This window comes from Cognatiluteimonas lumbrici (genome assembly GCF_006476065.1).
In the GTDB taxonomy this organism is placed as follows: Bacteria; Pseudomonadota; Gammaproteobacteria; order Xanthomonadales; family Xanthomonadaceae; genus Cognatiluteimonas; species Cognatiluteimonas lumbrici.
The window spans coordinates 2,060,199-2,084,360 of record NZ_ML636798.1; the positions used below are offsets into that span (position 1 = coordinate 2,060,199).

At 70.3% G+C, this 24,162-nt stretch carries 24 protein-coding genes and 1 riboswitch; of the genes, 10 read left to right on the top strand and 14 right to left on the bottom strand.

Annotated elements, in window-relative coordinates:
• Positions 1–90: 90 nt before the first annotated feature.
• Genes E4F25_RS09965 through E4F25_RS09975 form a run of 3 tightly spaced genes read left to right on the top strand, consistent with a single transcriptional unit; the run spans position 91 to position 2,918 of the window.
• Positions 91–975 (top strand): glycosyltransferase family 2 protein, encoded by an 885-nt coding sequence (locus tag E4F25_RS09965; protein WP_140909985.1) that lies wholly within the window; start codon positions 91–93, stop codon positions 973–975.
• Positions 956–2,191, top strand: a complete 1,236-nt coding sequence (locus E4F25_RS09970; protein ID WP_246069850.1) for a glycosyltransferase — start codon at positions 956–958, stop codon at positions 2,189–2,191. The genes E4F25_RS09965 and E4F25_RS09970 overlap by 20 nt, the downstream gene beginning before the upstream one ends.
• A complete protein-coding gene (locus E4F25_RS09975) occupies positions 2,184–2,918 on the top strand; it encodes a class I SAM-dependent methyltransferase (RefSeq protein WP_140909986.1) in 735 nt (244 codons plus the stop codon). Before E4F25_RS09970 ends, E4F25_RS09975 begins: the two co-directional genes overlap by 8 nt.
• Before the next feature lie 4 nt (positions 2,919–2,922).
• On the opposite strand, the gene E4F25_RS09980 is transcribed toward E4F25_RS09975, so the two are convergent.
• The 3 genes from E4F25_RS09980 to E4F25_RS09990 are packed head-to-tail and all read right to left on the bottom strand — an operon-like array spanning position 2,923 to position 6,191.
• Positions 2,923–4,026 (bottom strand): glycosyltransferase family 4 protein, encoded by a 1,104-nt coding sequence (locus tag E4F25_RS09980; RefSeq protein ID WP_140909987.1) that lies wholly within the window; start codon positions 4,024–4,026, stop codon positions 2,923–2,925.
• Positions 4,027–4,029: 3 nt separating this feature from the next.
• Positions 4,030–5,121, bottom strand: coding sequence for a UDP-galactopyranose mutase (gene glf, locus E4F25_RS09985; protein ID WP_140909988.1), 1,092 nt, complete (start codon positions 5,119–5,121; stop codon positions 4,030–4,032).
• 17 nt (positions 5,122–5,138) lie between these two features.
• The gene (locus E4F25_RS09990) at positions 5,139–6,191 is read right to left on the bottom strand and encodes a glycosyltransferase family 2 protein (RefSeq protein WP_140909989.1); all 1,053 of its coding nucleotides are present in this window, start codon (positions 6,189–6,191) and stop codon (positions 5,139–5,141) included.
• A 30-nt stretch (positions 6,192–6,221) separates the two neighbouring features.
• On the opposite strand from E4F25_RS09990, the gene E4F25_RS09995 reads away from it, so the two are divergent.
• Positions 6,222–7,079 carry a glycosyltransferase family 2 protein gene (locus E4F25_RS09995; protein ID WP_140909990.1) on the top strand — a complete coding sequence of 286 codons (858 nt, stop codon included), beginning with the start codon at positions 6,222–6,224 and terminating at the stop codon, positions 7,077–7,079.
• Here the strand turns inward: E4F25_RS09995 and E4F25_RS10000 are convergent.
• The 7 genes from E4F25_RS10000 to E4F25_RS10030 all read right to left on the bottom strand — a co-directional run bounded on the left by E4F25_RS10000 (position 7,076) and on the right by E4F25_RS10030 (position 16,389).
• Positions 7,076–7,876 (bottom strand): 6-hydroxymethylpterin diphosphokinase MptE-like protein, encoded by an 801-nt coding sequence (locus E4F25_RS10000; protein ID WP_140909991.1) that lies wholly within the window; start codon positions 7,874–7,876, stop codon positions 7,076–7,078. The genes E4F25_RS09995 and E4F25_RS10000 overlap by 4 nt on opposite strands.
• A gap of 30 nt (positions 7,877–7,906) precedes the next feature.
• Positions 7,907–9,319, bottom strand: coding sequence for a polysaccharide biosynthesis protein (locus E4F25_RS10005; protein ID WP_140909992.1), 1,413 nt, complete (start codon positions 9,317–9,319; stop codon positions 7,907–7,909).
• A 13-nt stretch (positions 9,320–9,332) separates the two neighbouring features.
• On the bottom strand, positions 9,333–10,277 hold the full coding sequence (locus E4F25_RS10010) for a class I SAM-dependent methyltransferase (RefSeq protein ID WP_140909993.1): 945 nt from the start codon (positions 10,275–10,277) through the stop codon (positions 9,333–9,335).
• 16 nt (positions 10,278–10,293) lie between these two features.
• Positions 10,294–12,270, bottom strand: a complete 1,977-nt coding sequence (locus tag E4F25_RS10015; RefSeq protein ID WP_140909994.1) for a tetratricopeptide repeat protein — start codon at positions 12,268–12,270, stop codon at positions 10,294–10,296.
• Positions 12,271–12,284: 14 nt separating this feature from the next.
• Positions 12,285–14,273, bottom strand: coding sequence for a tetratricopeptide repeat protein (locus E4F25_RS10020; protein WP_140909995.1), 1,989 nt, complete (start codon positions 14,271–14,273; stop codon positions 12,285–12,287).
• A 67-nt stretch (positions 14,274–14,340) separates the two neighbouring features.
• Positions 14,341–14,775: a pilin gene (locus E4F25_RS10025; RefSeq protein WP_342776931.1), complete on the bottom strand. Its 435-nt coding sequence runs from the start codon at positions 14,773–14,775 to the stop codon at positions 14,341–14,343.
• Positions 14,776–14,991: 216 nt separating this feature from the next.
• Positions 14,992–16,389, bottom strand: a complete 1,398-nt coding sequence (locus E4F25_RS10030; protein ID WP_140909996.1) for a sigma-54-dependent transcriptional regulator — start codon at positions 16,387–16,389, stop codon at positions 14,992–14,994.
• A gap of 94 nt (positions 16,390–16,483) precedes the next feature.
• Between E4F25_RS10030 and relB the strand changes: the two genes are divergently transcribed.
• From relB to E4F25_RS10060, 5 genes are all read left to right on the top strand, one after another.
• Positions 16,484–16,951 carry a type II toxin-antitoxin system RelB family antitoxin gene (gene relB, locus E4F25_RS11535; RefSeq protein ID WP_220433208.1) on the top strand — a complete coding sequence of 156 codons (468 nt, stop codon included), beginning with the start codon at positions 16,484–16,486 and terminating at the stop codon, positions 16,949–16,951.
• Positions 16,952–16,961: 10 nt separating this feature from the next.
• Positions 16,962–17,162 (top strand): type II toxin-antitoxin system HicA family toxin, encoded by a 201-nt coding sequence (locus tag E4F25_RS11690; RefSeq protein WP_220433209.1) that lies wholly within the window; start codon positions 16,962–16,964, stop codon positions 17,160–17,162.
• A 59-nt stretch (positions 17,163–17,221) separates the two neighbouring features.
• Positions 17,222–17,340: riboswitch (SAM riboswitch) on the top strand.
• 94 nt (positions 17,341–17,434) lie between these two features.
• On the top strand, positions 17,435–18,460 hold the full coding sequence (gene metX / locus E4F25_RS10050) for a homoserine O-succinyltransferase MetX (RefSeq protein WP_140909998.1): 1,026 nt from the start codon (positions 17,435–17,437) through the stop codon (positions 18,458–18,460).
• A complete protein-coding gene (gene metB, locus E4F25_RS10055; protein WP_140909999.1) occupies positions 18,457–19,647 on the top strand; it encodes a cystathionine gamma-synthase in 1,191 nt (396 codons plus the stop codon). Before metX ends, metB begins: the two co-directional genes overlap by 4 nt.
• Complete coding sequence (locus tag E4F25_RS10060; protein WP_140910000.1) at positions 19,644–20,633, top strand: homoserine dehydrogenase family protein; 990 nt, start codon at positions 19,644–19,646, stop codon at positions 20,631–20,633. The genes metB and E4F25_RS10060 overlap by 4 nt, the downstream gene beginning before the upstream one ends.
• On the opposite strand, the gene E4F25_RS10065 is transcribed toward E4F25_RS10060, so the two are convergent.
• A complete protein-coding gene (locus E4F25_RS10065) occupies positions 20,620–22,020 on the bottom strand; it encodes an L-serine ammonia-lyase (RefSeq protein WP_140910001.1) in 1,401 nt (466 codons plus the stop codon). The two genes, E4F25_RS10060 and E4F25_RS10065, sit on opposite strands and share 14 nt — an antisense overlap.
• 17 nt (positions 22,021–22,037) lie before the next feature.
• Here E4F25_RS10065 and E4F25_RS10070 point away from each other — a divergent pair, with 17 nt between their 5' ends.
• On the top strand, positions 22,038–22,265 hold the full coding sequence (locus E4F25_RS10070) for a glutaredoxin family protein (RefSeq protein ID WP_140910002.1): 228 nt from the start codon (positions 22,038–22,040) through the stop codon (positions 22,263–22,265).
• A 47-nt stretch (positions 22,266–22,312) separates the two neighbouring features.
• Here the strand turns inward: E4F25_RS10070 and E4F25_RS10075 are convergent, their stop codons facing one another.
• Genes E4F25_RS10075 through E4F25_RS10085 form a run of 3 tightly spaced genes read right to left on the bottom strand, consistent with a single transcriptional unit; the run spans position 22,313 to position 24,056 of the window.
• Entirely contained in the window at positions 22,313–22,873 is a 561-nt protein-coding gene (locus tag E4F25_RS10075; protein ID WP_246069852.1) for a YceI family protein, read from the bottom strand.
• Positions 22,870–23,448, bottom strand: a complete 579-nt coding sequence (locus tag E4F25_RS10080) for a cytochrome b (protein WP_140910004.1) — start codon at positions 23,446–23,448, stop codon at positions 22,870–22,872. Before E4F25_RS10080 ends, E4F25_RS10075 begins: the two co-directional genes overlap by 4 nt.
• Positions 23,448–24,056, bottom strand: a complete 609-nt coding sequence (locus E4F25_RS10085; RefSeq protein WP_407062832.1) for a YceI family protein — start codon at positions 24,054–24,056, stop codon at positions 23,448–23,450. The genes E4F25_RS10080 and E4F25_RS10085 overlap by 1 nt, the downstream gene beginning before the upstream one ends.
• Between the last annotated feature and the right edge of the window lie 106 nt (positions 24,057–24,162).

The window sequence follows — 24,162 nt, forward strand, 5'->3', positions numbered from 1 at the left end:
ATTCCCTTCTCCCCGCCCGCAGGGAGAAGGTGCCCCGAAGGGGCGGATGAGGGGCGCTTTTCCGCTACCCTCTCCCCGAGGGGGAAACCAATGCACCTGTCCATCATCCTGCCCGCCAAGAACGAGGCGCCCGGCCTTCGCCAGGTCCTGCCGGGACTCCGCGCCCGCTATCCGGAGGCGGAAGTCATCGTGGTGGACGACGGCTCCACGGACGAGACCGCGGCCGTCGCCGCGGAACACGGGGCCAGGGTCCTGTCGTCGCCGTACCCGATGGGCAACGGCGCCGCCATCAAGCGCGGGGCCAGGGCGGCCGGCGGCGAGATCCTGGTGTTCATGGACGCGGACGGGCAGCACGACCCGGCGCTGATCTCGCGGCTCCTGGACAAGCTGGACGAGGGCTACGACATGGTCGTGGGGGCCCGCGACGGGGCGGGGCAGGCCAGTGCCGGGCGTGGCCTGGCCAACGCCTTCTACAACCGGCTGGCGAGCTGGATGACCGGGCATCGCATCGCGGACCTGACGTCGGGGTTCCGGGTCGTGCGCGCGGAGCGCTTCCGGCAGTTCCTGCACCTGCTGCCCAACGGGTTCAGCTACCCCACCACGAGCACGATGGCGTTCTTCAGGAGCGCGTATCCGGTCGCCTACTTGCCGGTGCCGGTGGCGGCGCGGATCGGCAAGAGCCACATCCGCCCGGTCCGCGACGGGTTGCGGTTCCTGCTGATCATCTTCCGGATCGCGACGCTGTATTCGCCGCTGAAGCTGTTCGCGCCGGTCGGATTCACGTTCTTCCTGGTCGGGGCAAGCTACTACGCCTACACCTTCGTGACGCTGCACCGGTTCACCAACATGAGCATGCTGCTGTTCAGCGCGGCGGTGATCGTGTTCCTGATCGGGCTCGTGTCGGAACAGATCACCAGCCTGACCTACCAGGCGGTCCGTTCGGAGCGTCGGCGCGATGACAAGCCGGGCGGTTGAGGGCAAGCCGGGCCTGCTGGTGCTGGCGTCCACCTACCCGCGCTGGAAGGACGATCCGGAACCCGGCTTCATCCATGAACTCTGCAAGCGGCTCGGCGCGGACTTCGATGTCACCGCGCTGGTGCCGGATGCGCCCGGCGCGGATCCCGACGGCGAGCTGGAAGGCGTGCACGTCGTCCGCTACCGGTACGCGCCCCGGCGCCTGCAGACGCTCGTCAACGATGGCGGCATCAACGCGAACCTGAGGCGCGCGCGCTGGAAGTGGTTGCTGGTCCCCGGTTTCGTGCTGGCGCAGTACCTGCGGGCGCGGCGGCTGCTCGCGACCGGCAGGTTCTCGGCCGTCCATGCGCATTGGCTGCTGCCGCAAGGACTGGTGGCGTGGGCCATCGCCCGGCGCAAGGGCACGCCCTACGTGGTCACGTCGCATGGCGGGGACCTGTTCGGACTGCGCGGTGCCATGCTGGCGGCGCTGAAGCGGCTGGTGGCCGCCGGCTCCACCGGCATGAGCGTGGTCAGCAGCGCCATGCGCGACGAGGCGGCGCGGCTCGGGCTCCGGCCGCCGCACATCGCGGTGGTGCCGATGGGCGTGGACTTCGAAATACGGTTCGTCGCCGATCCGGGCGCCACGCGCGAGCGCGACCGGCTCATCTTCGTGGGCCGGCTGGTCGCGAAGAAGGGCGTGCGCCATCTCCTCGACGCGCTGCCGCTGGTGCTGGCCCGCCGCCCGGCGGCGACGCTGGACATCATCGGTTTCGGTCCCGAGGAACCGGCGCTCCGCGCGCAGGTGGAGCGCCTCGGCCTCGGCGGCCACGTGCGCTTCCTCGGCGCCATGCCGCAGCACGAACTCCCGGCGCGCTTCGCGCGGGCGAGCGCGTTCGTCGCCCCGTTCGTGCGCGATCCGTCGGGCGACCAGGAGGGTTTGCCGGTGGCGCTGATGGAGGCGGTGGGTTGCGGGTGCCCGGCCATCGCCGGCTCGGTGCCGGGCCTGCAGGACCTGCTCGGCGAGCACCACGCCGAGGTTTGCGTGGACCCGACGGACCTGCAAGCGCTCGCCGACAGGATCGTCGCGGTGCTGGAGGATCCGGAGGCCGCCGCCGCGCGTGCCGCGGCAATCCGGCGCACCGCGGTGGAACGCCTCGACTGGTCACGCATCGGCGCCGCGTACTCGGAACTGATCCAGGCGAGCATCGCTCGCCGGGCGGGACGCCATGGCTAAGCAGCCCAAGCTCGTGCTGCGCGAGGCCTGCGTCCACGACCTCAGCCGGGACTGGGCGCCGGGCTCGTTCCTCGAGATGGGAGCGGGCACCGGGCAGATGACGCAGCTGTTCGTGGAGCGCGGGTTCCGCGCCACCTGCTACGACATCGGCGAGGACAGCCGCCGGATGGCCAGGGAGCGGCTTGCGCCGTACGGCGATCGCGCGACCGTGGTCGACGACGTGGAAGGACTGGCGGCAGGGTCGTTCGACTACCTGTTCGCGTTCGAGGTGCTCGAGCACATCGAGGAGGACCAGGACGCCATCGGCGCCTGGAGCAGCTTCCTCCGTCCCGGCGGCAAGCTGCTGGTCTCGGTGCCTGCGCACGCGCGCAAGTTCGGTCGCTCGGACAGCCTGGTCGGGCACGTCCGGCGCTACGAGAAGCGGCAACTGCACGACCTGCTCGAGCGCGCAGGCTTCACCGACATCCGCATCGTCAACTATGGCTATCCGATCACCGAGCTGACGCGCCGGGTGTCCAACCGCCTGGTCAAGGCCGATCGCAGCTACGACAGCCTGTCACCCGTGCAGCGCAGCATCCGCAGCGCGCAGGCAAAGCCGAAGGCGATCCAGCGGGTGCTGTCCCTGTTCAGCGGCAACCTCGTGCTGCCGTTCGTGGTCGTGCAGCGCTGGTTCTACGACAGGGACCTGGGCGACGGCCTGGTCGCGACGGCCGTGCGTCGGGGGTGACCTGCTACTGCCCGACGAGCCGCCGCAACCGCGGCTCGAGCCGCCCGATGATCCGTTGCCAGTCCTCGATCGGCAGGTCGGGCAGGACCGGGCGCATGGCCTGCTCGCGCAACCCGGCCGCCAGCGCCCCGGCGTCCCCGGCCGCGTACAGGCACTGCGGAGAACCGGCGAACAGCGCACCCATCGCACCGACATCGGCGGCCACCACCGGCAACCGGCAGGCCAGCATCTCGTAGGCCTTCTGCGGGAAGCAGTAGCGGCCGAACGGCGTGTCGAGGACGCAGATCGCGCCGACGTCCAGCGCGGAGAACAGTTGCGCCACCCGCGCGTGCGGCAGCGCGCCGAGGTAGTGCACGCGGTCGCCCGCGGGAGGCGGCAAACCGGGTTCATGCGGGCCCGCCAGGACCAGGTGCATCCGTGGATCCTCCCCGCGGAGCTGCTCCCAGGCGGCATACAGCGCCTCGACGCCCTTGTCGCGGTACAGGCCGCCGGCCGTGCCCACCAGCAACGCATCGCGCGGCAGACCCAGCGCATCCCGGCTCTCGCCGCGGTCGCGCGGATGGAACACCGACTTGTCTACCGTGCTCGGCATCGCGACCACCTCGCCGCGCGCGCGATAGCCGTGGACGACCAGTTCGCGTAGCGGCTCGCTGGTGGTGAGCACCAGGTCCGCGCGGCGGACCGCGCGCCGCAATGCCGTCACCATGCCCGGGATGCGTGCCTGGCCGAAGCCCTCGAAGTTGTCGTAGAGGTCCGCGACGAAGGGCACGCCCAGGCGACGCGCCAGCCACGCGCCGAGCGCGACGTGGGGGATGTCGGAGGCGGCGACCAGGACGTCGGGCGAGAACGCGCGGAGCCGCCGCAGCAGGCGCAGCGGATATGCCAGCGTGCCGGCCCCGATGCCGTGGGAGTGCCATTCCAGCCGGCCCGGCGGCGCGTCGTGGGACCACTCGCCCTGTTCGTGCCCGCGCCGGTAGTCCAGGCAGTGGGCCTCGACGTCGTGGCCAAGCCGGGCGAGCTGGCCGGGGATCTCGTACAGCCGCGCGTAGCGGTCCAGGACCACGTCCTTGCCCATGTAGCGGCGCTTGCAGAGGTAGGCGATGCGCACGGCTCAGTCCAGCAGGCGCCGGGCGGCGGCAAGCGCCGCCCCCACCACCTGGTCCATGTTGTAGTAGCGGTACTGCGCCAGCCGGCCCACGAACGTCACGCGCGACTCCTTTTCCGCGAGCGCCTCGTAGCGCTTGTAGAGCAGCTCGTTCTCCACCCGCGGCACCGGGTAGTAGGGGTCGCCTTCGGCCTGCGGATACTCGCGCACGATCGAGGTGCCGGCGTGCTGCTGCCCGGTCAGGTGCTTGAACTCGGTGATGCGGGTGTAGGCGTGGTCGTTCGGGTAGTTGACCGTTCCGACCGACTGGAACCTGGGCGTGCCCGGCAGGTGCTCGTGCTCGAAGCGCAGCGAACGGTACGGCAGGCGCCCGTGGCAGTGGCCGAAGTACTCGTCGATGGGCCCGGTGTAGACGATGTGCGGGAACGGGTGGCGGCCGCGCACCTCGTCGAAGGACACCCCCAGCTCCACGCTGATGTTGGGATGGTCGAGGATGTTGGCGAACATCCGCGAGTAGCCCTCCAGCGGCATGGCCTGGAAGCGGTCGGTGAAGTAGCGGTCGTCGGTGTTGGTGCGCACCGGGATGCGCGCGGCCACGCCCGCCTTCAGCTCGGAGGGATCGAGGCCCCACTGCTTGCGGGTGTAGCCGAGGAAGAACTTCTCGTACAGGTCGCGGCCGACGCTGTTGAGGACCACGTCCTCGCTGGTGCGGACCGGGTCGCGCGGTTCGCGCACCCGTTCGAAGAAGGCCTCGGCGCCGGCCTCGTCCAGGTCGAGTCCGTAGAGCTGGTTGAGGGTGTCGCGGTTGATCGGGAACGGGTACTCCCGGCCGTCGACGACCCCGCGCACGCGATGCTCGTACGGACGCCACCCGGTGAACCGCGACAGCCACTCCCAGATGCGCTCGCCGTTCGTGTGGAAGATGTGCGGGCCATAGCGGTGCACCAGCACCCCGTGGGCGTCGGGTTCGTCGTAGGCATTGCCCGCGACGTGCGGGCGCTTGTCGATGACGAGCACGCGCCGCCCGGCGTCCGCCAGTTCGCGCGCGACGACGCTGCCGGCATAGCCGGCGCCGACGATCAGCGTGGGACTCGGCAAGGGTGGCCTTGGCGCGGTCAAGCGCTCAACCCCAGTCGCCGCAGGAACTGGAATGGGCGGGATGCATGGTCCAGCCTGAGCGCTGCAAGGATCGCGATGTCCAACGCCTGCATCGGTCCGGCCGGCGCCATGCGCCGAAGGGCGGAGCGGCGATACGCCCCGTACATCCGCAGGCCCAGGGGCGCGGCGCGTATGCAGGCGCGTGCCCACTGCGACGCCACGGCCTTCCGGGCCGCGTCGTCGTCGAAGTGCCCCGCGAGCTTCAAGAGCCACTGCTCGATGTCGGCGAGGTCGCGGAACTCGCGGATGGAGCCCGGCGCGCGCACCAGGTTGTGCAGGTATTGCTCGCGATCGTCCGCCTCGATCCCCTGGCTGGACAGCAGGCCCAGGCGGATTCCGCGGGTCACCGCCTCCATGGCGAGCCGCCTCGACTGGGTGGCCTGGGCGGGGTGGCGCCGGTATCGGAGGAGCGGGATGGCCACGTTGGCCAGCCTGAAGCCGGACAGCGCGCGCGCGAACAGGTCGTAGTCCTCTGCCAGCCGCAGCTCGGCCCTGTAGCGGTGGCGGTCGAATACTTCGCGCCTCGCCATCACCGTCGGATGGCAGATGGCGCTCTGGAACAGCATCGTGGCGCGCAGCTCGGATTCGCCGTGCGGCCAGCGCACGGTCCGGGCGGGCCCTTGCCCGAACTCGGTGAACCAGCTGCCGCACAGGTCTACGCCAGTGCGCCGCAGGAAGGCGACCTGTGCCTCGAACCGCCCGGGCAGGCAGATGTCGTCGCCGTCCAGGATCGCGATCCAGTCCCCGCTTGCGGCATCCAGGGCGATGTTGCGGGCCGCCGATGGCCCGACGTTGCGCTCCAGCGGCACGACGCGGACGCGTGCGTCCCCGCGGGCGAGGTCGTCGGCCACTTCGCGGGTGGAATCGCCGGAAGCGTCGTCGACGAGGATGATTTCGTGCGGCGGCAGCGACTGGGCCAGCGCGGACGCGACCGCCTCCCGGAGATAACGGGCGCAGTTGTGGACCGCGACGACTACGCTGACCCGGGGTTGCATTCCCGCGTTGCCCATCCTGCCTGCTTCGGATTCCCGCAAAGCAGGATGATAGCCTTTGCCACGGCAGGCCAAGGGGGATGTGCCATTACGGATGCAATCGCGACGGACGTCCCGATTCGTGCCGGGCGTGCACCCCGGTTCACCATCGTCACGTCCACCTTCAACGCTGCCGCATCGCTCCCGCGTACCGCGCGGTCGCTCGCTGGCCAGACGTGCCGGGATTTCGAGTGGGTGGTGGTGGACGGCGCGTCGACCGACGGGACCGCCGAGGTCGCGCGTGGCTTCGGCGACCTGGTCGCGCGGCTCGTCTCGGAGCCGGACTCCGGCATCTACGACGCCTGGAACAAGGTGTTGCCGCTGGTGCGCGGCGAGTGGGTCCTGTTCCTGGGCGCCGGCGATACGCTGTACGCGGACGACGTCCTCGAGCGGGTTTCCGCCGCGCTGGACTCGCTGTCGCCGGGGACGACGACCGCGTACGGCGACGTCACCGTCTTCGATCCTGCCACTGGCGAGGACACGCACGTGCGCAACGACGGCTTCCAGGGGCTCGACGGCCCGTGGCGTGGGGGCCGCCCGGTGCTTCCCTGCCACCAGGGCGTGTTCCACCATGCGAAGGTGTTCGATGGCTTCCGGTTCGACCAGCGTTGTCGCATCTCCGCCGACAACGAACTGCTGCTGCGGGAGCTGCTGGCCGGCCGCGGGGCCAGGCTCGAACTGATGGTGGCGCGTTTCGAGGCCGGGGGAATCAGCGCCCAGCCCGCGGGCCGGCTGCGCATGGTCTGCGAGTCGGTCTACATCAACTGGAAGCTGGGGATCTTCTGGCGCCGTGCGCCGTACCAGCTGGCGGTGCTTGGCATCAACGCCTTGCTGCACCCATTGCGGCTGTTGCGCGCGCGCAGCTAGTCCGCCAGGAAGGTTTCGAGCGACATGCGCGCGAAGATCTCCAGCTTGCCCCCCACCGTGCAGTTGAGGACGCGGCGTCCCGCCGCCTCGTAGGCTTCACGCGCCAGTGCGTAGCTGGCCTCGCTCTGGGCGAGGTCGGGAAGCTGCCACGTGGCGCCTTGCGGGAAGTAGTCCGGATCGAAGTGGTCGGCGTCGCGCTCGGCGGCCACCACCTCCATGTTGGCTGGGCCCTTGCTGCTGAAGTCGTGGTCGCAGCCCACCAGCGCGACATCGGTGAAGCCCATGTGGAATGCCAGTTGCAGCGCGACGAAGGTCACCGTGTAGCCTTGGTAGACACTGACGCTGCAGTCCCGCGCAAAGTGGGGCGCAGGCGCCGAATGCAGATAGGTCAGGTTGTCGCGCCTGCCGACGAGCGGATACGAGCCGCTGTCCAGGTACAGGTCGATCCCGGTTGTCCGGAAGAAGTCGAGGTTCTGTTCAATGACGAACGGATTGACGGCGACGATCGCGCCGGGCCGCAAGTCCGTCCGGGGAAACAGCAGGTTGATCTTGTTGAGCCCGAAGACGAACGCATCCGACGCGGCGAGCCGGTCGAAGTCGGTGGACAGTAGGCTCGGCCCATTGCAGAGGATGACCGCGCGGCTTCCTGCATGTCGGTCCCGCGATGCATGCAGGCGCCGTCGGGACCGCAGGGCCTCTGGATTCAGGTCCCACCTGAGGCGGTTCAGCGCCAGGCGCAACGCGAGCAGGTACGGATTGAGCGTTGCCCTTTGCGCGAGGATCGGATGGGAGGTCATGGCGGCCGTGGAAGCGGGTCTTCGGTCAATCTAGAGCATAGCGATGGCGAAATACGCCGCCAGCACCGCGACCGGGAGCGCCGAGGTGCGCAATTCGAAGGCCAACCCGCCCTCCGGGCCCATGCTGGCGCGAGACTTGTACGAGGACCAGGGCGCGTAGAAGCCGGCGTAGGCGATCAGCATGCCGAGGGGCAGCGCAGTCGCCGCCAGCGAAGGCCACAGGGCGACCGTGGCACCGATCCAGGCGACGGCCGTCACCACGTTGGCGATGTGCGCGATCATGCGGTTGCTGGTCATCAGCAACTGCACGTGCATCGCGCCAATCCGCTCGAACAGCCCTGCAAGCGCGAGCAACAGCCAGAACAGCGGGCTGGGGAAGGTCGTCTGGCTCCCGACCAGGTCCAGGATCGGCCGGATGGCCAGGTCGGTCGCGATGGCGGCAGCCACGAACAATCCAAGGCTGAGCCGGATCGCCCTGTTCACGAGCGCCATGAGGTCGGCATCCGCGCCCATCGCGCGCAGCCGGTTGAACACGGGGATCTTCGTGTAGAACGGAACCTGTGAGAACTGGCTGATGATCTGCACCAGCCGCAGTGCGACCTGCACGCTCGCCGCTTCTCCTGCAGCGAGTACGTTGGCCATCGCGATCGCCATGCCCTGCTGCACGCCGAACGAACTGATCGTCCCGACCGCGGTTCGCCACGCGGCCGGCCAGAGTCCACGCACCACTGCCCGCGTCTCGTCCCTGGACAGCTTCTCGCCCGTGTGGCCGGCGGTCATGCGCCGCGCGAGGACCCAGTTGATGAGTACTTGCGAGAGGACGCCTGCCTGGGCGGCCAGCACCAGCCCGAGCAGCCCGCCTCCGGCCAGGAGCACCACCACCTGCAATGGAATGAATGCCAGGCCGTTGCATGCCTCCCAGCGCTTCATCTGGGCGATGCGGTTGGCGCCCAGCAGGAAGCTGGAGTTGGCGTTGCCGATGATCGCGGATGCCGTGGACCCAACGATCACGATCCATCCCAGCCAACCATCGACGGGCACCTCGATGCGACCGATGGGCCTGGCCACCGCCAGCGTGCCCAGTGTCGCCAGCAACAGCAGCGTCGCCAGGCCGAGCCTCCGGTACAGCCAGCGCATCGCGGCCATGGTGCGCGAGATGCTTGCCCAGTCCGGACGCGCCTCCTCCTTGGGAACCCGCGACTGTGCCGTCGGCGCCAGCGTCGACCCGCCCGCAAACCCGTAGGCGATCTCCCGGGAGAAGGTGGCGCCGAAGCCGAAGTCGACCAGCAGTTGCAGGCTGGTGATCGTCGAGAACAGAAGCCAGACCGAAACTTCGGCGCTCGAGAGCTGCGCCAGCGCCGCGGGAAGTACCACCGCGAAGCCGACCAGGCGCACGGCGAGGGCGGCCCATGCCATCAGGCTGGGTGACTCGAGCGGCCGCATCGGAGCCGCGGAACTAGGGAGCCAGCCCTGCATTGAAGCGGGGTGCGTCGAGGTCGTCGCTGAAGGTGTTCATCGACGCAAAAGCGCCGACGTGGCTTGCGGAAGTGCTCCTGGACTTTCGCAGTGTGCGAACGAAATTGCGCGCGGCCCGGACCGGGTGGAAATCGAGCAGCTCGGAGAAGAAGGCCACGGCTTCGGGTGCAAGGAACCCGCGCTTCGCCGCATGCACGAGGTGCTCGTTTTCGTAGAGCGCGCGGTCACGCAGCGTGGGCGGATGCATCGGAAGAAGCACGTCGTCCGGGTCGTGGACGATGACGTTCACGCCGTTCCACCAGCCAGCGCGCGCGCTTTCGAGCTGTTCCGCGGTCGCGTTGCCCGGATGGGTGGGTGTGTATGCCTGGAAGAGGAGTTTGAACTCCGGGTGGGCCACGAGGAAGTCGCGGTTGGCGAGGCGCACGTGGCGGTAGTTGCAGTCGTCCACCACGATGATTGCGTTCCGAGCGAGATGCGGCCTCGCCAGCAGCAGGCACATCAGCTGGCTGCGGTAGTCATGCGGCCCGTCCACGAAGTAGAGGCCGGCCTTGGTGCCCGGCATCAACTCGGTGTAGCGCTCGAGGGCGTCTTCGTAGTCGAGGTCGAGCAGGGTGGCATTCTGGATCGCGTTGTCCGCGATGCGGGTTTCGATGATGGACTTGTTGGTGCCCTCGGGGTCGAACTGGGAGAAATTGTCGATGCCGAAGGCGCGGATTCCGGGAGATGCATGTGCCACCGACAGCAACGTATTGCCCTGGAACACGCCGATTTCGAGATAGCAGCCGCGCTCGCGCTGGTGCAATGCCAGGCGCTGCAGCATGCCGACGAGCGCTCCACCCGACAGGCCGCTGACGCCGCGAAGCTGGCCAATGCGCCCATCGGCCTCGGCCTCCACGATCAACTGCCCAACCGTCGAAAAATCCATTCCCACCTCGTCAGGCTCACGGACCCGGGCCGGGTTGCTGCCCCTCCGGAGCCACAGGGCTCCGCTCCTGCGCGAGTCGTTCCAGTTCCCGCGCCAACGCCTCATTCTGGCCCAGCTGGCCGAGGTTGCGCAGCCTTGCGATCGGCGCGGCCGCGAGGTCGGGGCGCCCCGAGGCGATCAGCATCCGCGCGAGGGTCTCCTGGTATTGGACGACGTGCGGAGCGCGCTCGGCCGCCTCCTGCCACAGTCGAAGGGCCAGGTTCGGGTCGCGCAGCCCGTTGAGTGCGTAGTTTCCGTAGATGCTCAGCGTCTCGGGATGGCGCTGCCGCGCCAGCGCGTTTTCGAACACCGCGACCACCGGCGCGAGCGGCAGCTCGCACTGGTTGACGGGAACGCACTTGGCCAGCGTTCCCAATGCGTTGTGGCCCTCGGCGCCGATGGGGCCGGCGGCCAGCTTGCGTTCCAGGCCCCGCCACCAGTCCGGGTCGATGCCGCGGCCGGTGCGGGCCGCCAGCAGGATCGCCGCGCTCTCGGGTAGAGGCGTCGCCCGCGGGACCTGCCGCGCCCGTTCCAGCGCGGCGAACGCCTCGTCCACGTATGGGGACGCCGGGTCGAACCCGCTCAGGAGGATGTAGTCGCGGGCGAGGTCGTAGGTGGCCCGGGGGGACTGCGGGTGCTTGGCGGCTTCGCTCATCGCGAAGCGGAGCGGGTTGCTCCATTCCAGTGCGCGCAGTGCGGTGGTGCCGGCATACAGGAGCAGCAGGACCATCGCCAGCAGCACCCCGATCCTGCGGAACCGGTCCGAGTCGCCGGCGAGGCGCAGCAGCACGTCGGCCAGCACCAGGCACAACCCGAGCGACGCGAAGTAGTTGCGATGCTCGTACACCAGCTCCAGCGGCCAGATGGTCGCGGTGAGCAGGTGGGCGCAAAGGAACCAGGCCAGGCCGAGCGCCATGAGCGGGCGTCGCGTGCGCAGCCACGCCGCTGCCGCCGCCAGCCCGGCGAGCATCAGCAGCGCCACCAGCGTGGACGGCGGCTGCAGCAGGCCGCGCGAGACCACGTAGTCGTCGTGGTAGAGGCTGAGCTGGCCCAGGTTCGGCAGCAGCGTCCAGCGGAGGTAGTCCACCAGCACGCGCCCCTCGGTGAGCAGGCGCTCGCCGAGATCGAAGTCACGGGTTGCATAGACGCCGTTGCCCAGGACCTGCGGGACCATCCACCACAGCCCAACCACGGCGGGCAGCACGACGATGCAGGCGAACAGTGCCAGCAACCGGCGGTCCGGGCGCCCACGGTCGGTGCCGAACCACAGCAGGGCCCACTCGATCGCGAGGGCATACACGGGCAGGAGCGCCGCGGACTCCTTCGCCAGTACGCCCAGCGCGGTGCCGCCGAGCAGGCCGCCCAGGACCAGCGCCCAACCGCCGTGCCCGGCCTGCAGCCGCAGGCGCCCGGCCAAGTACATCGCCAGGCCGGCGAACACGAAGGTGTGGCACAGCGATTCCATGCGCTGTACTACGAACAGCACGGCCATCAGGTTGATCGGGTTGAGCGCCCAGGCCGCGGCGATCCACAGCGCGATGCGCGCGTCGCGGGCATCGGTGCCCATCCCCGGGCGGATTGCGCGCAGCAGCAAACGGCACAGCACAAACACCAGCAGGGCGTTGAGCAGGTGGATACCCAGGTTCGTCGCCTTCATCCAGTACGGGTCGAGCCCGGTGGCGGCGTGGTTGATGGCGAAGGTCAACGAGGCCAGGGGCCGTTGCATCGCGCTGGCGGGAGAGGAGAAGGCGGCCGCCAGCCAGTCGCGCCAGCCCGACTCCCAGCCGACGTGCAGGGCCGTGTTCTCGATGATGTTGGGGTAGTCGTCGAACACGAAGCCGCCGCGCAGGCCGGGCCAGTAGACCAGCGCCACGACCAGCAGCAACGCGGCGATCCCCAGCCAGCCGGAGGCGGCCTTCGACAGGGCCGGTGCCGGCGCAGGACGGATCGGCATGGGCGTACCCGGCATCAGTCTTCGTTCCCCCGTGGCCGCGCGGCGTCGGCGACGAGCCGGCGCCGGAGATGCGCGATCTCGGCGTCATAGTAGCCGCAGTGCCGGAGCAGCCACCGGTGCAGCCCGGGCATGTCGCGGATCCTGCTGGCCGCGGGCGCGGGGATCCGCGCATAGGCGTCGAGATGCTCGACGCCCAACGCCTGGGCGCCGACGTCGCCGAGTGCCGCCGCCTGTACCAGCGCGTAGTTCGGGTCCGGATGCAACTCCAGCGCGGCGTTGAACCATTCGAGCGCGACCTCCGGCCGTCCTTCGGCCAGCGCGATCCTGCCCTTCGCATGCATTATTTCGCGCAGTCGGCGTGGCGGCTGGTTCAGCGGATTGGAAGCCGCGGCGTCGGCCAGCAACTCGAGTCCTTCCAGCCCCAGTCCGTTGCATTGCCGGATCGCCGGCTCGCGTGCCGCATCCTGCAGCCACATGTTCATGGCGAACGTCCACCGCCCGGTCAGGCGCGTGGCCTCGATCGCCTGCCGCCGGGTCTCCGGAGCCAGTGCGCCGTTGGCGAGGCACTCCATGCTGACGGCGTTGAAGGCGACGTCCACCGATTGCGGATGTCGTGCCTGCAACTGGTGGACCGTGTCCAGGGCACCGGCGGCGTCTCCCCGCTGTAGGCGTTGCCACGCCGCCGCGACCTGCGCCCTGGCCGAGTCGTCCTGGTGCGAGGCGGTCAACGCGGTGAGCAGCGCCGGGTTGCCCCACACGGACGCGCGCTGGTGGGTCAGCACGAGCAGAGCGACCAGCAGCAGCGCCACGGCTCCCGCGCGGTAGCGCAGGTAGGCGCCGGGCTTCAACAGCAGGTGGGCGAGCGGCCAGCCGAGGAATGCCGCCGGCAGGTAGTTGCGGTGCTCGAAGTAGAGCTCGAGCGCGACGACGCTGCTTTCCATCAGGTGCGCCGCGAGGAAGAACAGCCAGGCGAAGCTCGCGATCGGGAAGCGCCGGCGGAAGGCCAGCGCGGCGACGACGCTGGCGAGCAGGGCGAAGGCGGCGGGCAGCGTGGAGAACGGCTCGGTCCAGCCGCGCGAGGCCTGGAAGCCCTCGACGAACAGGCCGCCCCCGCCGGCCCTGGGCAGGACCAGGTGCGCCACGTAGTCCCACAGCACGCGGGGTTGCGTCAGCAGCCGCTCGCCGATGGTCCAGTCGCGACCGGCGAGCTGGACGGACCACAGGCTGGCGCCGTGATGCACGAGGTAGCCCAGCAGCAGCAGGCTCGGGAGGCCTAGGCAGAGCGCGGCGGCCCGGTCCGTCGCACGCCGTGCCTGCGAAGCCGTGGCCGGGCGGTAGATCCACAGGTGCGCGAGGCCGGCCAGCAACGGGACGAGGAAACCGTTTGCCTTGGACAACCCGGCCAGCACGGTGAAGCCGCCGACCCCGAGCAAAGCCCAGGCCCATCCGGACCGCGGCCGGTCGGCTTCGAAGCGCCCGACGGCGCGGTCCCAGGCCAGCATTGCGAGCATCGCGAACGTCATCGGCAGCATCGCTTCGCGCTGCACGACGTACAGCGTCGTGGACACGAAGAACGGGTGCGCGGCCCACAGCGCGGCAGCGGTCCACGGTGTCCAGGGCGAGGTTCGCAGCCCCGGCATCCGGCGTGCCAGCGCCTGCTGCAAGCGGGTGAGCAGCACCCCGAGCAGCGCGAAGTTCAGCAGGTGCAGGACGAGGTTGGTGCGCTTGAACGGCCACGGGTCGGCCGGCCATTGCTGCGCGTCGAGCAGGAAGCTCAGCATCGCCACCGGACGGCCGGTGGGATCCGCGCTGCCCGAGGTCAGGTAGAACAGGAAGCTCCGCCAGTCGTCCATCGGGCCGAAGGCGCCGAGCTTGTCGAGGTTGGCGAAGTCGTCGAACAGGAACGGTCCGGCGAGGCCGGGCCAATAGGACCATGCCAGCAGCGCCGCGGCCGCACAGGCCGCGGCGCGGATGTAGCGCGTTTGCCGGATGCGATCCGTCACGTCTTGGTCATGGACAGAAGAAGGGCCGCACGAGGCGGCCCTTCGTCAGCTACTGTCTCGCGCGTGCTTAGTTGCGGCACTCGGACGGCAGGTAGCGGGTCGGGTTGCCGTTGGCCTTGCAGACCCAGTCCACCGAACCGGCGTAGGTGACCGGCGACAGCTGCAGGGTGCTGGTCATCTCCGGCAGCGTGGTGCCGTTGTAGTCGATGTCGATGATGCCGCCGGAGCCGACGGTCACGGAATCGACGTACTCACCCTGGATGGTGTTCGCGTCCGGGGCACCGGCCGAGGCGTTGCTGCCCGGCATGGAGCTGGTGGACGAGTAGGTCTCGGTCACCGCGAGCTTGGCAGCGGCGGCCAGGTTGATGCCCTCGGACACCTTCGCGCGGACCGAGTAGTCCTGGTACGCCGGGATCGCGATGGCCATCAGGATGCCGAGGATCGCGATCACGATCATCAGCTCGATCAGGGTGAAGCCTTGCTGCACCTTCTTCATGTTCATGTCTATTCCCCTAGGGTTGAACTTCACGTGCCGACATGGCCGGTTTCCCGGTCCTCGGTAGCCGTGCAATGTTCTGCACGTGCACGGACTATGCACGCATTTAGCGTGCCAAGGGAGGGGGCCCGCAACCTTTTTGCCGATTTGGGGGGATGGTCACGGATGGCCCGACGGAAGGCGTGTCAAAAAGTGACGCTGCACGTCAATGGGTGACGCGGCTCAGTCCAGCCCCAGCTTCTTCAGCTTGTATCGCAACGCGCGGTAGGTGATGCCCAGGACCTCGGCCGTCTTCGTCTTGTTGTACCGGTTGTCCTTGAGCGCCTGCTCGATTGCCTGGCGTTCGATGTCCTCGATGTAGGTCGGCAAGGGCGCGGGTTTGTCGGGGGTCGGGGGCGCGGCTTCGGCTGTTCCCGCGGGGGGCTGGGTGGGTCGCGGCGCCAGCGCCGCTCCTACAGGCAGCGCGAGATCGGCGGCGGTGATCCGCGGGCCGTCGGCCATCGCCATGGCGCGCTCGAGGATGTTCTCCAGCTCGCGGATGTTGCCCGGGAAGGGATAGTCCATGAGCGCGGCGATCGCGTCGTTGGCGAGGGTGGGCGCGCTGCGGTCCTGCTCGTGGGCGAGGCGGGCGATGATGTCGGTGGCCAGCTGCGGCAGGTCCTCGAGGTGCTCGCGCAGCGGCGGCACGCGCAGCTCGATGACGTTGATGCGGTAGTAGAGGTCGTGCCGGAAGGTGCCGGCCGCGACCAGCGCCGCGAGGTCCTTGTGGGTGGCGCTGAGCAGGCGCACGTCCACCGGCACTTCGGTCTGCCCGCCGACCGGGCGCACCGACTTCTCCTGGATGGCGCGCAGCAGCTTCACCTGCATCGGCAGCGGCAGCTCCGCGATCTCGTCCAGGAACAGGGTGCCGCCGTCGGCGGCCTGGAACAGGCCTTCCTTGTCGGCGTGGGCGCCGGTGAAGCTTCCCTTCCGGTGGCCGAAGAACTCGCTTTCCATCAGCTCGGCGGGAATGGCGCCGCAGTTGACCGGAACGAACGGCCCCTTGGCGCGGCCGCCCTCGCCGTGGATGGTGCGGGCGACCAGCTCCTTGCCGGTGCCGGACTCGCCGGTGATCGCCACCGGCGCCTGGCTGCGCGCGACCTTGGCCACGGTGGCGCGCAGCGCGTGCATCGCCTGCGAGTCGCCCTGCAGCCGCGCGAGCCCGGGGGGCGCCTCGCGCCGGCGCCGGCCGAGGCCGAGTGCCTGGTTGACCAGCCGCCGCAGCACCTGGATGTCCACCGGCTTGCTGACGAAGTCGAAGGCGCCCGCCTTCAGCGCCTCCACCGCCGCCTCGACGTTGCCGTAGGCGGTGATCATCGCGACCGGGGTGTCGGGGTAGTGCGCCGAGATCTCGCCGATCAGGTCGATGCCGGACCCATCGGGCAGGCGCATGTCGGTCAGGCAGACGTCGTAGCGGTGCTGCGCCAGTTGCGCGCGGGCCGCGGCGAGGGTGGCGGCGGTGTCGGTGCGCAGGCCCATCCGGCCCAGGGTGAGCACCAGCAGTTCGCGGATGTCGCGTTCGTCGTCAACGACCAGTGCGCTCGCCGTGTGTGCGCTGGCAGCCGTCCGTACTTCGGTCATGACGCAACCTTAACGGATGGCGTGCCGCGAGGGATGCACCTTGCGTACCATTTCCCGGGGTGCTATACATGTATTGCATTCTCCGGAGGACATCATGCTCGCCATTCGATTGCCCGCCGAAATCGAACAACGACTCGAAACGCTGGCCAGGCGCACCGGTCGCAGCAAGAGCTACTACGTGCGTGCGGCGATCATGGAACACTTGCAGGGTCTGGAAGACCGCCATATTGCGGAGGTCCAGATGGGCGCTGCGGATGCCGACCGCACGGGCATCTTGCGGCTGGCCGAGCTGAAAGAACGCTACGAGGCACTGCCTTCGGAGCAAGTGCCCCGAGGGAAGGAGAAGATCATCATGCGACTGAGCGCAGTCCTCATGCCGGCGCAGGAAGGTGGATTCGTCGCCCTCAATGCCGAGACCGGGACCACCACCCAGGGCGACTCCATCGAGGAGGCGCTGGCGAACCTGCGGGAGGCGACGGAACTCTATCTCGAGGGGGTTCCGGCAGCGGCCGTTGGGCACGCGGTGCTGACGACTTTCAACGTCGCGGCGCGTGCCGCCTAGGATCCCCCGTGTGTCGGGCGCGGACGCGGTTCGCGCCTTGGAGAGGCTGGGATTCGTCGTTGTTCGCCAGAAGGGCAGCCACGTGATGCTTCGTCGAGCCAGCGATTTTTGCGTAGTTCCCCTCCATCGGGAGCTCAAGACGGGGACGCTCTCCGGAGTTTTGAAGCAGGCGGGAGTCGACGTAGACGACATTATTGCCGTTTTAAATTAGTCATCGCTTCATGCCGATGAAGCGATTGACAGTCCCGGAAGGCGGTGGCAAGCTGCGCCCATCCATCGAGACCGGCTGAGGGACAGGCCCGACGAAGCCGGGGCAACCTGATCGGGCGCAAAGCCCTTTCGCGGTGCCAATTCCTGCGGGGACCTGTCGGTCCACCGGAAGATGGGTGCGTTCCGTCCCTCCCTCTCCCCGGGGTGGGCGTGCCCGCATCGTCCGGCCCGCCCCGCGCGACTCGATGGCCCTTTCCCTCCAAGGAACGCGCCATGAGCCTCGCCCCCGCCCTGCAAGCCTTCGCCCCCGATCCCGCCTGCCCGCCGGCCATCGTCGCGCCGACGCCCGCACCTGCGCGCCGCGGCACGCTGGCGTTCGAGCTGGCCATGCGCCACGCCGGCCTGCGCGCGGTCGAACTGCGCTACGAACTCCTCGGCGACGCGGCCCTGCCCGCGGTACTGGTCGCCGGCGGCATCTCCGCGGGCCGCCACGTGGCCGCGAGCGACGCGTTCCCTTCGCCGGGCTGGTGGGAGGCGCAGGTGGGAGAGGGGCGTGCGCTGGACCCGGCGCGGCACTGCCTCGTGGCGATCGACTGGCTCGGCGCCGACGGCAGGCTCGACGCACCGATCGATCCGGCCGACCAGGCCGATGCGATCGCGGCGTTGCTCGACGCGCTCGGCATCGCGCGCCTGGCCGGCTTCGTCGGCTGCTCCTACGGGGCGATGGTCGGGCTGCAGTTCGCGGCGCGGCACCCGGCGCGGCTCGCGCGCCTGGTCGCGATCAGCGGCAGCCATCGCGCGCATCCCTACGCCAGCGCCTGGCGCGCGCTGCAGCGGCGCGCGGTGGCGCTCGGTGCGCTGCAGTGCGACGAGCGCGACGGGCTGTCGCTGGCGCGGCAGCTCGCGATCCTGAGTTACCGCACGCCGGAGGAGTTCGACGGGCGCTTCGGCCCGGCGCGGGTGGTGGGCGGCGTAGTACGCGCGGAGGCCGAGGACTACCTCGACCATTGCGCCGCGAAGTACGTCGCCGCCACGCCGCCCACGGCATTCCTGCGGCTGTCGGAATCCATCGACCTGCAGGCGCTCGATCCGCGCGACGTGCCGGTGCCGGTCACCGTGGTCGCCGTCGCCGAGGACCGCCTGGTCCCGGTGCAGGATGCCTACGCGCTGGTCGAGCGGCTGCCGCGCCCGCGCCTGCACGTGCTGCGCTCGCGCTACGGCCACGATGCCTTCCTCAAGGAGCACGTGGCGATCGCCGGCGTGTTGCGCGAGGCCCTGCGCCAGGAGCCGCGCCAGTGAGCGGGCTGCGGGCGCAGACGCTGGCGGTGCGCGCGGGCATCGACCGCGACGAGGCCTTCGGCGCGGTCACGCCGCCGCTGGTGCTCTCCAGCAACTTCAGCTTCGCCGGCTTCGCTGCCAAGCGGACCTACGACTACACCCGCAGCGGCAACCCGACCCGCGACCTGTTCGCAGGCGCGCTGGCGGAGCTGGAGGGCGGTGCCGGCGCGGTGGTCACCGGCAGCGGCATGTCCGCCGCGACCCTGGCGTTGCACGCGCTGCTGCCGCGCGGCGCGCGCATCGTGGTCCCGCACGATTGCTACGGCGGGTGCTGGCGGCTGTTCGATGCCCTGTCGCGCAAGGGCCAGTTCACGGTGGCGACCGCCGACCTGACCGATCCGCGCGCGCTGGCGGACGCCTTGCGCGAGCCGACCGCGCTGGTGTGGATCGAGACGCCCTCCAACCCGCTGCTGCGGATCACCGACCTGCGCTTCGTGGTCGAGGCCGCGCACCGGGCCGGCGCGCTGGCGCTGGTGGACAACACGTTCCTGTCGCCGGCCTGGCAGCGTCCGATCGCCTTCGGTGCCGACGTGGTGCTGCATTCGACCACCAAGTACGTCAACGGCCACAGCGACGTGGTCGGCGGGGCGCTGGTGGCACGCGACGCTGCACTGCACGACACCCTCGCCTGGTGGGCCAACGCGCTCGGCGTGACCGGCGCGCCGTTCGACAGCTTCCTTGCGCTGCGCGGGCTGCGCACGCTGGATGCGCGCCTGCGCGTGCACGCGGAGAACATCGAGGCGCTGGTGGCGGTGCTCGACGGCCACACGGCGGTGCGCGCGCTGCACTGGCCCGGACTCGCGTCGCATCCCGGGCACGCGGTGGCGGCGCGGCAGCAGGCCGGCTTCGGCGCGATGCTGTCGCTGGAACTGCGGGGCGGGGAGGCCGCGGTGCGCGCGTTCCTCGACGGGCTCCAGTGCTTCACGCTGGCCGAATCGCTTGGCGGCATCGAAAGCCTGGTCGCGCATCCGGCGACCATGACCCATGCGGCGATGGCGCCGGAAGCGCGCGCCGCGGCGGGCATCGGCGACGGCCTGCTGCGCCTGTCCGTCGGCATCGAGCACGCGGGCGACCTGGTCGCCGACATCGCCGCCGCGCTCGAGCGTGCGGCGGCCGTGGCAACGACTGCCGCGGAGGCCGCCCGATGACCCGCCCGGCTGTAGGAGCGGCGCTGGCGCCGCGACCGTCCTGTGGGAGCCGCCATGGCGGCGAGCTTTTCGGTCGCGGCGCGAGCGCCGCTCCTACACCGGCAAGGCTCGCGCTGCTCGGCACCGGCAATGTCGGAAGCGCGGTGCTCGAGCGGCTGCAGCGGCTCGGCGACCGGTTCGAACTCGTCCACGTCGCCAACACCCGCCAGGCGTCAGGCGACTTCGACGCCGCCGGCATCGTGATCGACGCGACCGCCAGCGAGGCTGTGGCCGAGCGGCACGCGGAGTGGCTCGCGCGCGGCGTCCACGTCGTCACCGCCTGCAAGCTGGGGCAGGGTGGCCCGCTGCGGCGCTGGCGCGCGATCCGCGACGCCGCGGCGGCCGGTGGCGCGCGCTACGGCGACAGCGCCACCGTCGGCGCAGGGCTGCCGCTGCTGCGCACGATCCGCGCCTTGCGCGCGGGTGGCGACCGCATCCATGGCATCGCCGGCGTGCTGTCCGGTTCGCTGGCCTGGCTGTTCGACGCCTACGACGGCACGCGTCCGTTCGCGGCGTGCGTGCGCCAGGCGCAGGCCGCCGGCTACACCGAACCGGATCCGCGCGACGATCTCTCCGGCGAGGACGTACGCCGCAAGCTGCTGATCCTCGCGCGCGCGGCCGGCTTCGAGCTCGAGTCGGATGCGGTCCGGGTCGAGTCGCTGGCGGGCGCGTCCGACGACGCGTTGCGCGACCGCCTCGCAGCGGCCCGCGCCAGCGGGGGCCGGCTCGCGTTCGTGGCGCGGCTGCAGGACGGCGTCGCCAGCGCGCGCCTCGAAGTGTTGCCGCCCGACGATCCGCTCGCCACCGGCCGCGGCACCGACAACCGCGTCGCCCTCTGGTCGGACCGCTACGCCGCCCAGCCACTGGTGATCCAGGGCCCCGGCGCCGGCGCCGCAATCACCGCCGCCGCGCTCCTGGACGACGCAATCGCCGTCAGCACTCGATGACGTTGACGGCGAGGCCGCCGCGCGAGGTTTCCTTGTACTTGTCACGCATGTCGCGGCCGGTCTCGCGCATGGTCTTGATGACCTTGTCCAGGCTGACCTTGTGCTTGCCGTCGCCGCGGAGCGCCATGCGCGCGGCGTTGATCGCCTTCACCGAGCCCATCGCGTTGCGCTCGATGCACGGGATCTGCACCAGCCCGCCGATCGGGTCGCAGGTCAGGCCCAGGTTGTGCTCCATGCCGATCTCGGCGGCGTTCTCGACCTGCGACATGCTCGCGCCGAGCGCCGCGGCGAGGCCGCCGGCGGCCATCGAGCAGGCGACGCCGACCTCGCCCTGGCAGCCGACCTCGGCGCCGCTGATCGAGGCGTTCTCCTTGTAGAGGATGCCGATCGCGGCGGCGGTGAGCAGGAAGTCGAAGATGCCCTGTTCGTGGGTCGCGGCGCCAGCGCCGCTCTTACAGGGTGGGCAGAACTTTTCGTAGTAGTGGAGGACCGCCGGGATGATCCCGGCGGCGCCGTTGGTCGGCGCGGTCACCACGCGCCCGCCCGCGGCGTTCTCCTCGTTGACCGCCAGCGCGAACAGGTTGACCCAGTCCAATGTGGTCAGCGGGTCGGCGTCGTCGGGGCGCGCCGAGAGCTCGGCGAACAGTCGCGGCGCGCGCCGCTGCACGTGCAGGCCGCCCGGCAACGTGCCCTCGGCGCGGATGCCGCGCTGCACGCAGCCGCGCATCGCTTCCCAGATCTCGCGCAGGCCGGCGTGGATCTCGTCGGGGCTGCGCCAGGCCTGCTCGTTCTCGAACATGAGCTGCGCGATGGTCTTGCCGGTGGCCGCGCAGCGCGCGAGCAGTTCGTCGCCGCTGCGGAACGGATGAGGCAACGCCGTGGTGTCGGCGACGATGCGGTCCACCGCGGCCTCGTCCTGGTTGACCACGAAGCCGCCGCCGACCGAGTAGTAGTCCTGGGTGGCGAGCACCACGCCGGCGGCGTCGTACGCGGTGAAGCGCATGCCGTTGGTGTGGTGCGGCAGCTTCTGGCGCTTGTTCATCACCAGGTCGCCCTTCTCGTCGAAGGCGATCTCGTGTTCGCCGCCGAGGCGGATGCGCTGGCTGCCGCGGATGCGCTCCAGCGCCGGCGGGATGACGTTGGGGTCGATCTCGTTGGGCCAGTGGCCCTCCAGGCCCATCAACACCGCCTTGTCGGTGCCGTGGCCGCGCCCGGTCATCGCCAGCGAACCGAACACCTCGGCGCGCACCCGCGCGACCCGGTGGAGGGTGCCGGCGTCGCGCAGCCACTTGGACACGAAGCGCGCGGCCGCGCGCATCGGCCCGACGGTGTGCGAGGAACTCGGGCCGATGCCGATCTTGAACAGGTCGAAGGTGCTGACTGCCATGCCGCTATTCTATGCGGATGGCCCACCGTTACCTGCTGTTCCAGCGCGACGACTGCCACCTGTGCGACCTGGCGCTGGAGGTCCTGGCGGAGGCGCGCGCGCCGGAGTTCGGCAGCGTCTTCATCGACGACGATCCGGCGCTCGAGGAGCGCTACGGGGTGCGCGTGCCGGTGTTCCGGGACGAGGCCGGGAACAAGGAGCTGGATTGGCCCTTCACGGCTGACCAGGTCCGGGCGTTTTTGTAGGAGCGGCGCTTGCGCCGCGATTCCAGGTCGCGGCGCGAGCGCCGCTCCTACAACGGGTCCAGGCGCACCCGCGTGCTGATCGCGATCTCGTCCGGGATCAGGCTGGTGTCGGCCCAGTCGCCGGCGCCGATCCCGAAATCGAGGCGGCGCACGGTGGCGCGGCCGGTGAGCAGCGGCTGCGGGCCCGGCGCCCAGGTGAAGGTCAGGGTGACCGGCTTCTCCACCCCGTGCAGCGACAGCACGCCGTCGGCGGCGTAGCGGTCCCCGCCCAGGTGGCGGAAGCGGGTCGCGGTGTAGCGGGCCTGCGGGAAGGCGGCGGCGTCGAGGAAGGCCTTGCCGCGCATCTCGCCGTCGTAGTCGCGGTTGCCGGTGGTGGCGGTGGCCAGCGGAATGGTGACGTCGAGGCGGGCGGAGGCAAGATCGGACGGATCGAAGGTCATCCGCGTCTCGAAGCCGGGGAAGCGGCCGGAGAAGGCCTCGCCCTGGTACATGCCGCCGAAGGCCAGGGTCGAGCCGTCCGCCTGCGCGTAGTCGGTGGCGGCGGCGGGCGCGGCGGCGAGCGTGCCGGCGATGAGCAGGGCGGCGGCCAGGAACGGAAGGCGCATCATCGGATCTCCTCTTGCGTGGGGGCGGGCGGCTTCAGCCAGCCGCGCGGCAGCATCCGCGACAGCGTGGCGTCGCCCAGGAACAGGTGGTGCCAGACCGCGGCGAAGGCATGCGCCAGCGCCAGCACCAGCAGCAGCCAGAACAGCCATTCGTGCACGTCGCGGGTGAGGTCGTACAGGGCTTCGTCGGCGGCGATCGGCTGCGGCATCCGGAACAGGCCGAACCAGCGCAGCGGGAATCCCGAGTAGGCGTTCGCGATCCAGCCGCTCAGCGGCATCGCCAGCATCAGCAGGTACAGGCCGAAGTGTGTGCCCTGCGCCAGCCAGCGCTGCCAGCGCGGCGCCGGCAGCGGTTCCGGGGCGCCGGCGTAGACGCGCCACAGCAGGCGCACCGCCACCAGCGCGAGCACCAGCAGCCCGAGCGACTTGTGCAGCGCGTAGCGTTCCACCTTCGCCGGGGTGTTGGGCATGTCCACCATGGTCAGCCCAAGCCAGGCCATGGCCACGATCAGCACCACGATGGTCCAGTGCAGCAGTTGCGCGGGGGCGCCCCAGCGGTCGGCGGGCCCGCGGCGCATCAGGGCGCCTCCGGGAACTGCGCCAGCACGCTGTCGTCGCGCGTGGCCTCGACCTCGATCCGGAAAGTCACCTCGTCCCCCACCAGCCTGCTCCAGTCGTCGATGCCGAAGGCGCTGCGCGAGAGCGTGCCTTCGGCGGAGAACCCCACGGTCTGCGCGAACGGCGGCAACGGCGCGCGGCGGAGCTGGTTGAAGCGCACCGACAGGCAGAACGGGGCGCTGGTGCCGTTGAGGCTCAGCGTGCCGCAGGCGCGCGCGTGGCGATCGCCCTCGCGCACCACCCGCTCGGACACGAACACCGCTTCCGGATGGCGCTCGGCGCCGAGCATGTCGCGGGCCGCGCGGTTCCAGGCCTCGTCGCCGAAGTCCACGCGTTGCAGCGGCACGCTGACGCGCACCCGGGCGCGCGACCAGTCGCCGGGCGCGAACGCGATCGCGCCGCTGCTGCCCGAGACCGTGCCCAGGGCCGTCGTGTAGCCGGCATGGTCCAAGCCAAACAGCACGCGGGTGTGCACCGGGTCCAGGCGGTAGCCGGCAAGCTCGCCTTCCGCCGCGCCGAGGGCCGGCGCGAAGGCGATCGCCAGCAGCAGGGCGGGCACTGCCGGCAATGTCCCTCGGTGGTTTGCAATGCGCACCGTCATGGCCGTCGATTCTAGGCCGTGAAACGTGAATGGCCGTCACCCGCAGGCGCCGCGCTTGCGACGCGGGGCACGG

Coding starts and splice junctions, on each gene's coding strand:
- E4F25_RS09965 (WP_140909985.1), top strand. CDS start 91: ATGCACCTGTCCATCATCCTGCCCGCCAAGAACGAGGCGCCCGGCCTT.
- E4F25_RS09970 (WP_246069850.1), top strand. CDS start 956: ATGACAAGCCGGGCGGTTGAGGGCAAGCCGGGCCTGCTGGTGCTGGCG.
- E4F25_RS09975 (WP_140909986.1), top strand. CDS start 2,184: ATGGCTAAGCAGCCCAAGCTCGTGCTGCGCGAGGCCTGCGTCCACGAC.
- E4F25_RS09990 (WP_140909989.1), bottom strand. CDS start 6,191: ATGGGCAACGCGGGAATGCAACCCCGGGTCAGCGTAGTCGTCGCGGTC.
- E4F25_RS09995 (WP_140909990.1), top strand. CDS start 6,222: ATGATAGCCTTTGCCACGGCAGGCCAAGGGGGATGTGCCATTACGGAT.
- E4F25_RS10000 (WP_140909991.1), bottom strand. CDS start 7,876: ATGACCTCCCATCCGATCCTCGCGCAAAGGGCAACGCTCAATCCGTAC.
- E4F25_RS10005 (WP_140909992.1), bottom strand. CDS start 9,319: ATGCGGCCGCTCGAGTCACCCAGCCTGATGGCATGGGCCGCCCTCGCC.
- E4F25_RS10010 (WP_140909993.1), bottom strand. CDS start 10,277: ATGGATTTTTCGACGGTTGGGCAGTTGATCGTGGAGGCCGAGGCCGAT.
- E4F25_RS10015 (WP_140909994.1), bottom strand. CDS start 12,270: ATGCCGATCCGTCCTGCGCCGGCACCGGCCCTGTCGAAGGCCGCCTCC.
- E4F25_RS10025 (WP_342776931.1), bottom strand. CDS start 14,775: ATGAACATGAAGAAGGTGCAGCAAGGCTTCACCCTGATCGAGCTGATG.
- E4F25_RS10030 (WP_140909996.1), bottom strand. CDS start 16,389: ATGACCGAAGTACGGACGGCTGCCAGCGCACACACGGCGAGCGCACTG.
- relB (WP_220433208.1), top strand. CDS start 16,484: ATGCTCGCCATTCGATTGCCCGCCGAAATCGAACAACGACTCGAAACG.
- metX (WP_140909998.1), top strand. CDS start 17,435: ATGAGCCTCGCCCCCGCCCTGCAAGCCTTCGCCCCCGATCCCGCCTGC.
- E4F25_RS10060 (WP_140910000.1), top strand. CDS start 19,644: ATGACCCGCCCGGCTGTAGGAGCGGCGCTGGCGCCGCGACCGTCCTGT.
- E4F25_RS10065 (WP_140910001.1), bottom strand. CDS start 22,020: ATGGCAGTCAGCACCTTCGACCTGTTCAAGATCGGCATCGGCCCGAGT.
- E4F25_RS10070 (WP_140910002.1), top strand. CDS start 22,038: ATGGCCCACCGTTACCTGCTGTTCCAGCGCGACGACTGCCACCTGTGC.
- E4F25_RS10075 (WP_246069852.1), bottom strand. CDS start 22,873: ATGATGCGCCTTCCGTTCCTGGCCGCCGCCCTGCTCATCGCCGGCACG.
- E4F25_RS10080 (WP_140910004.1), bottom strand. CDS start 23,448: ATGCGCCGCGGGCCCGCCGACCGCTGGGGCGCCCCCGCGCAACTGCTG.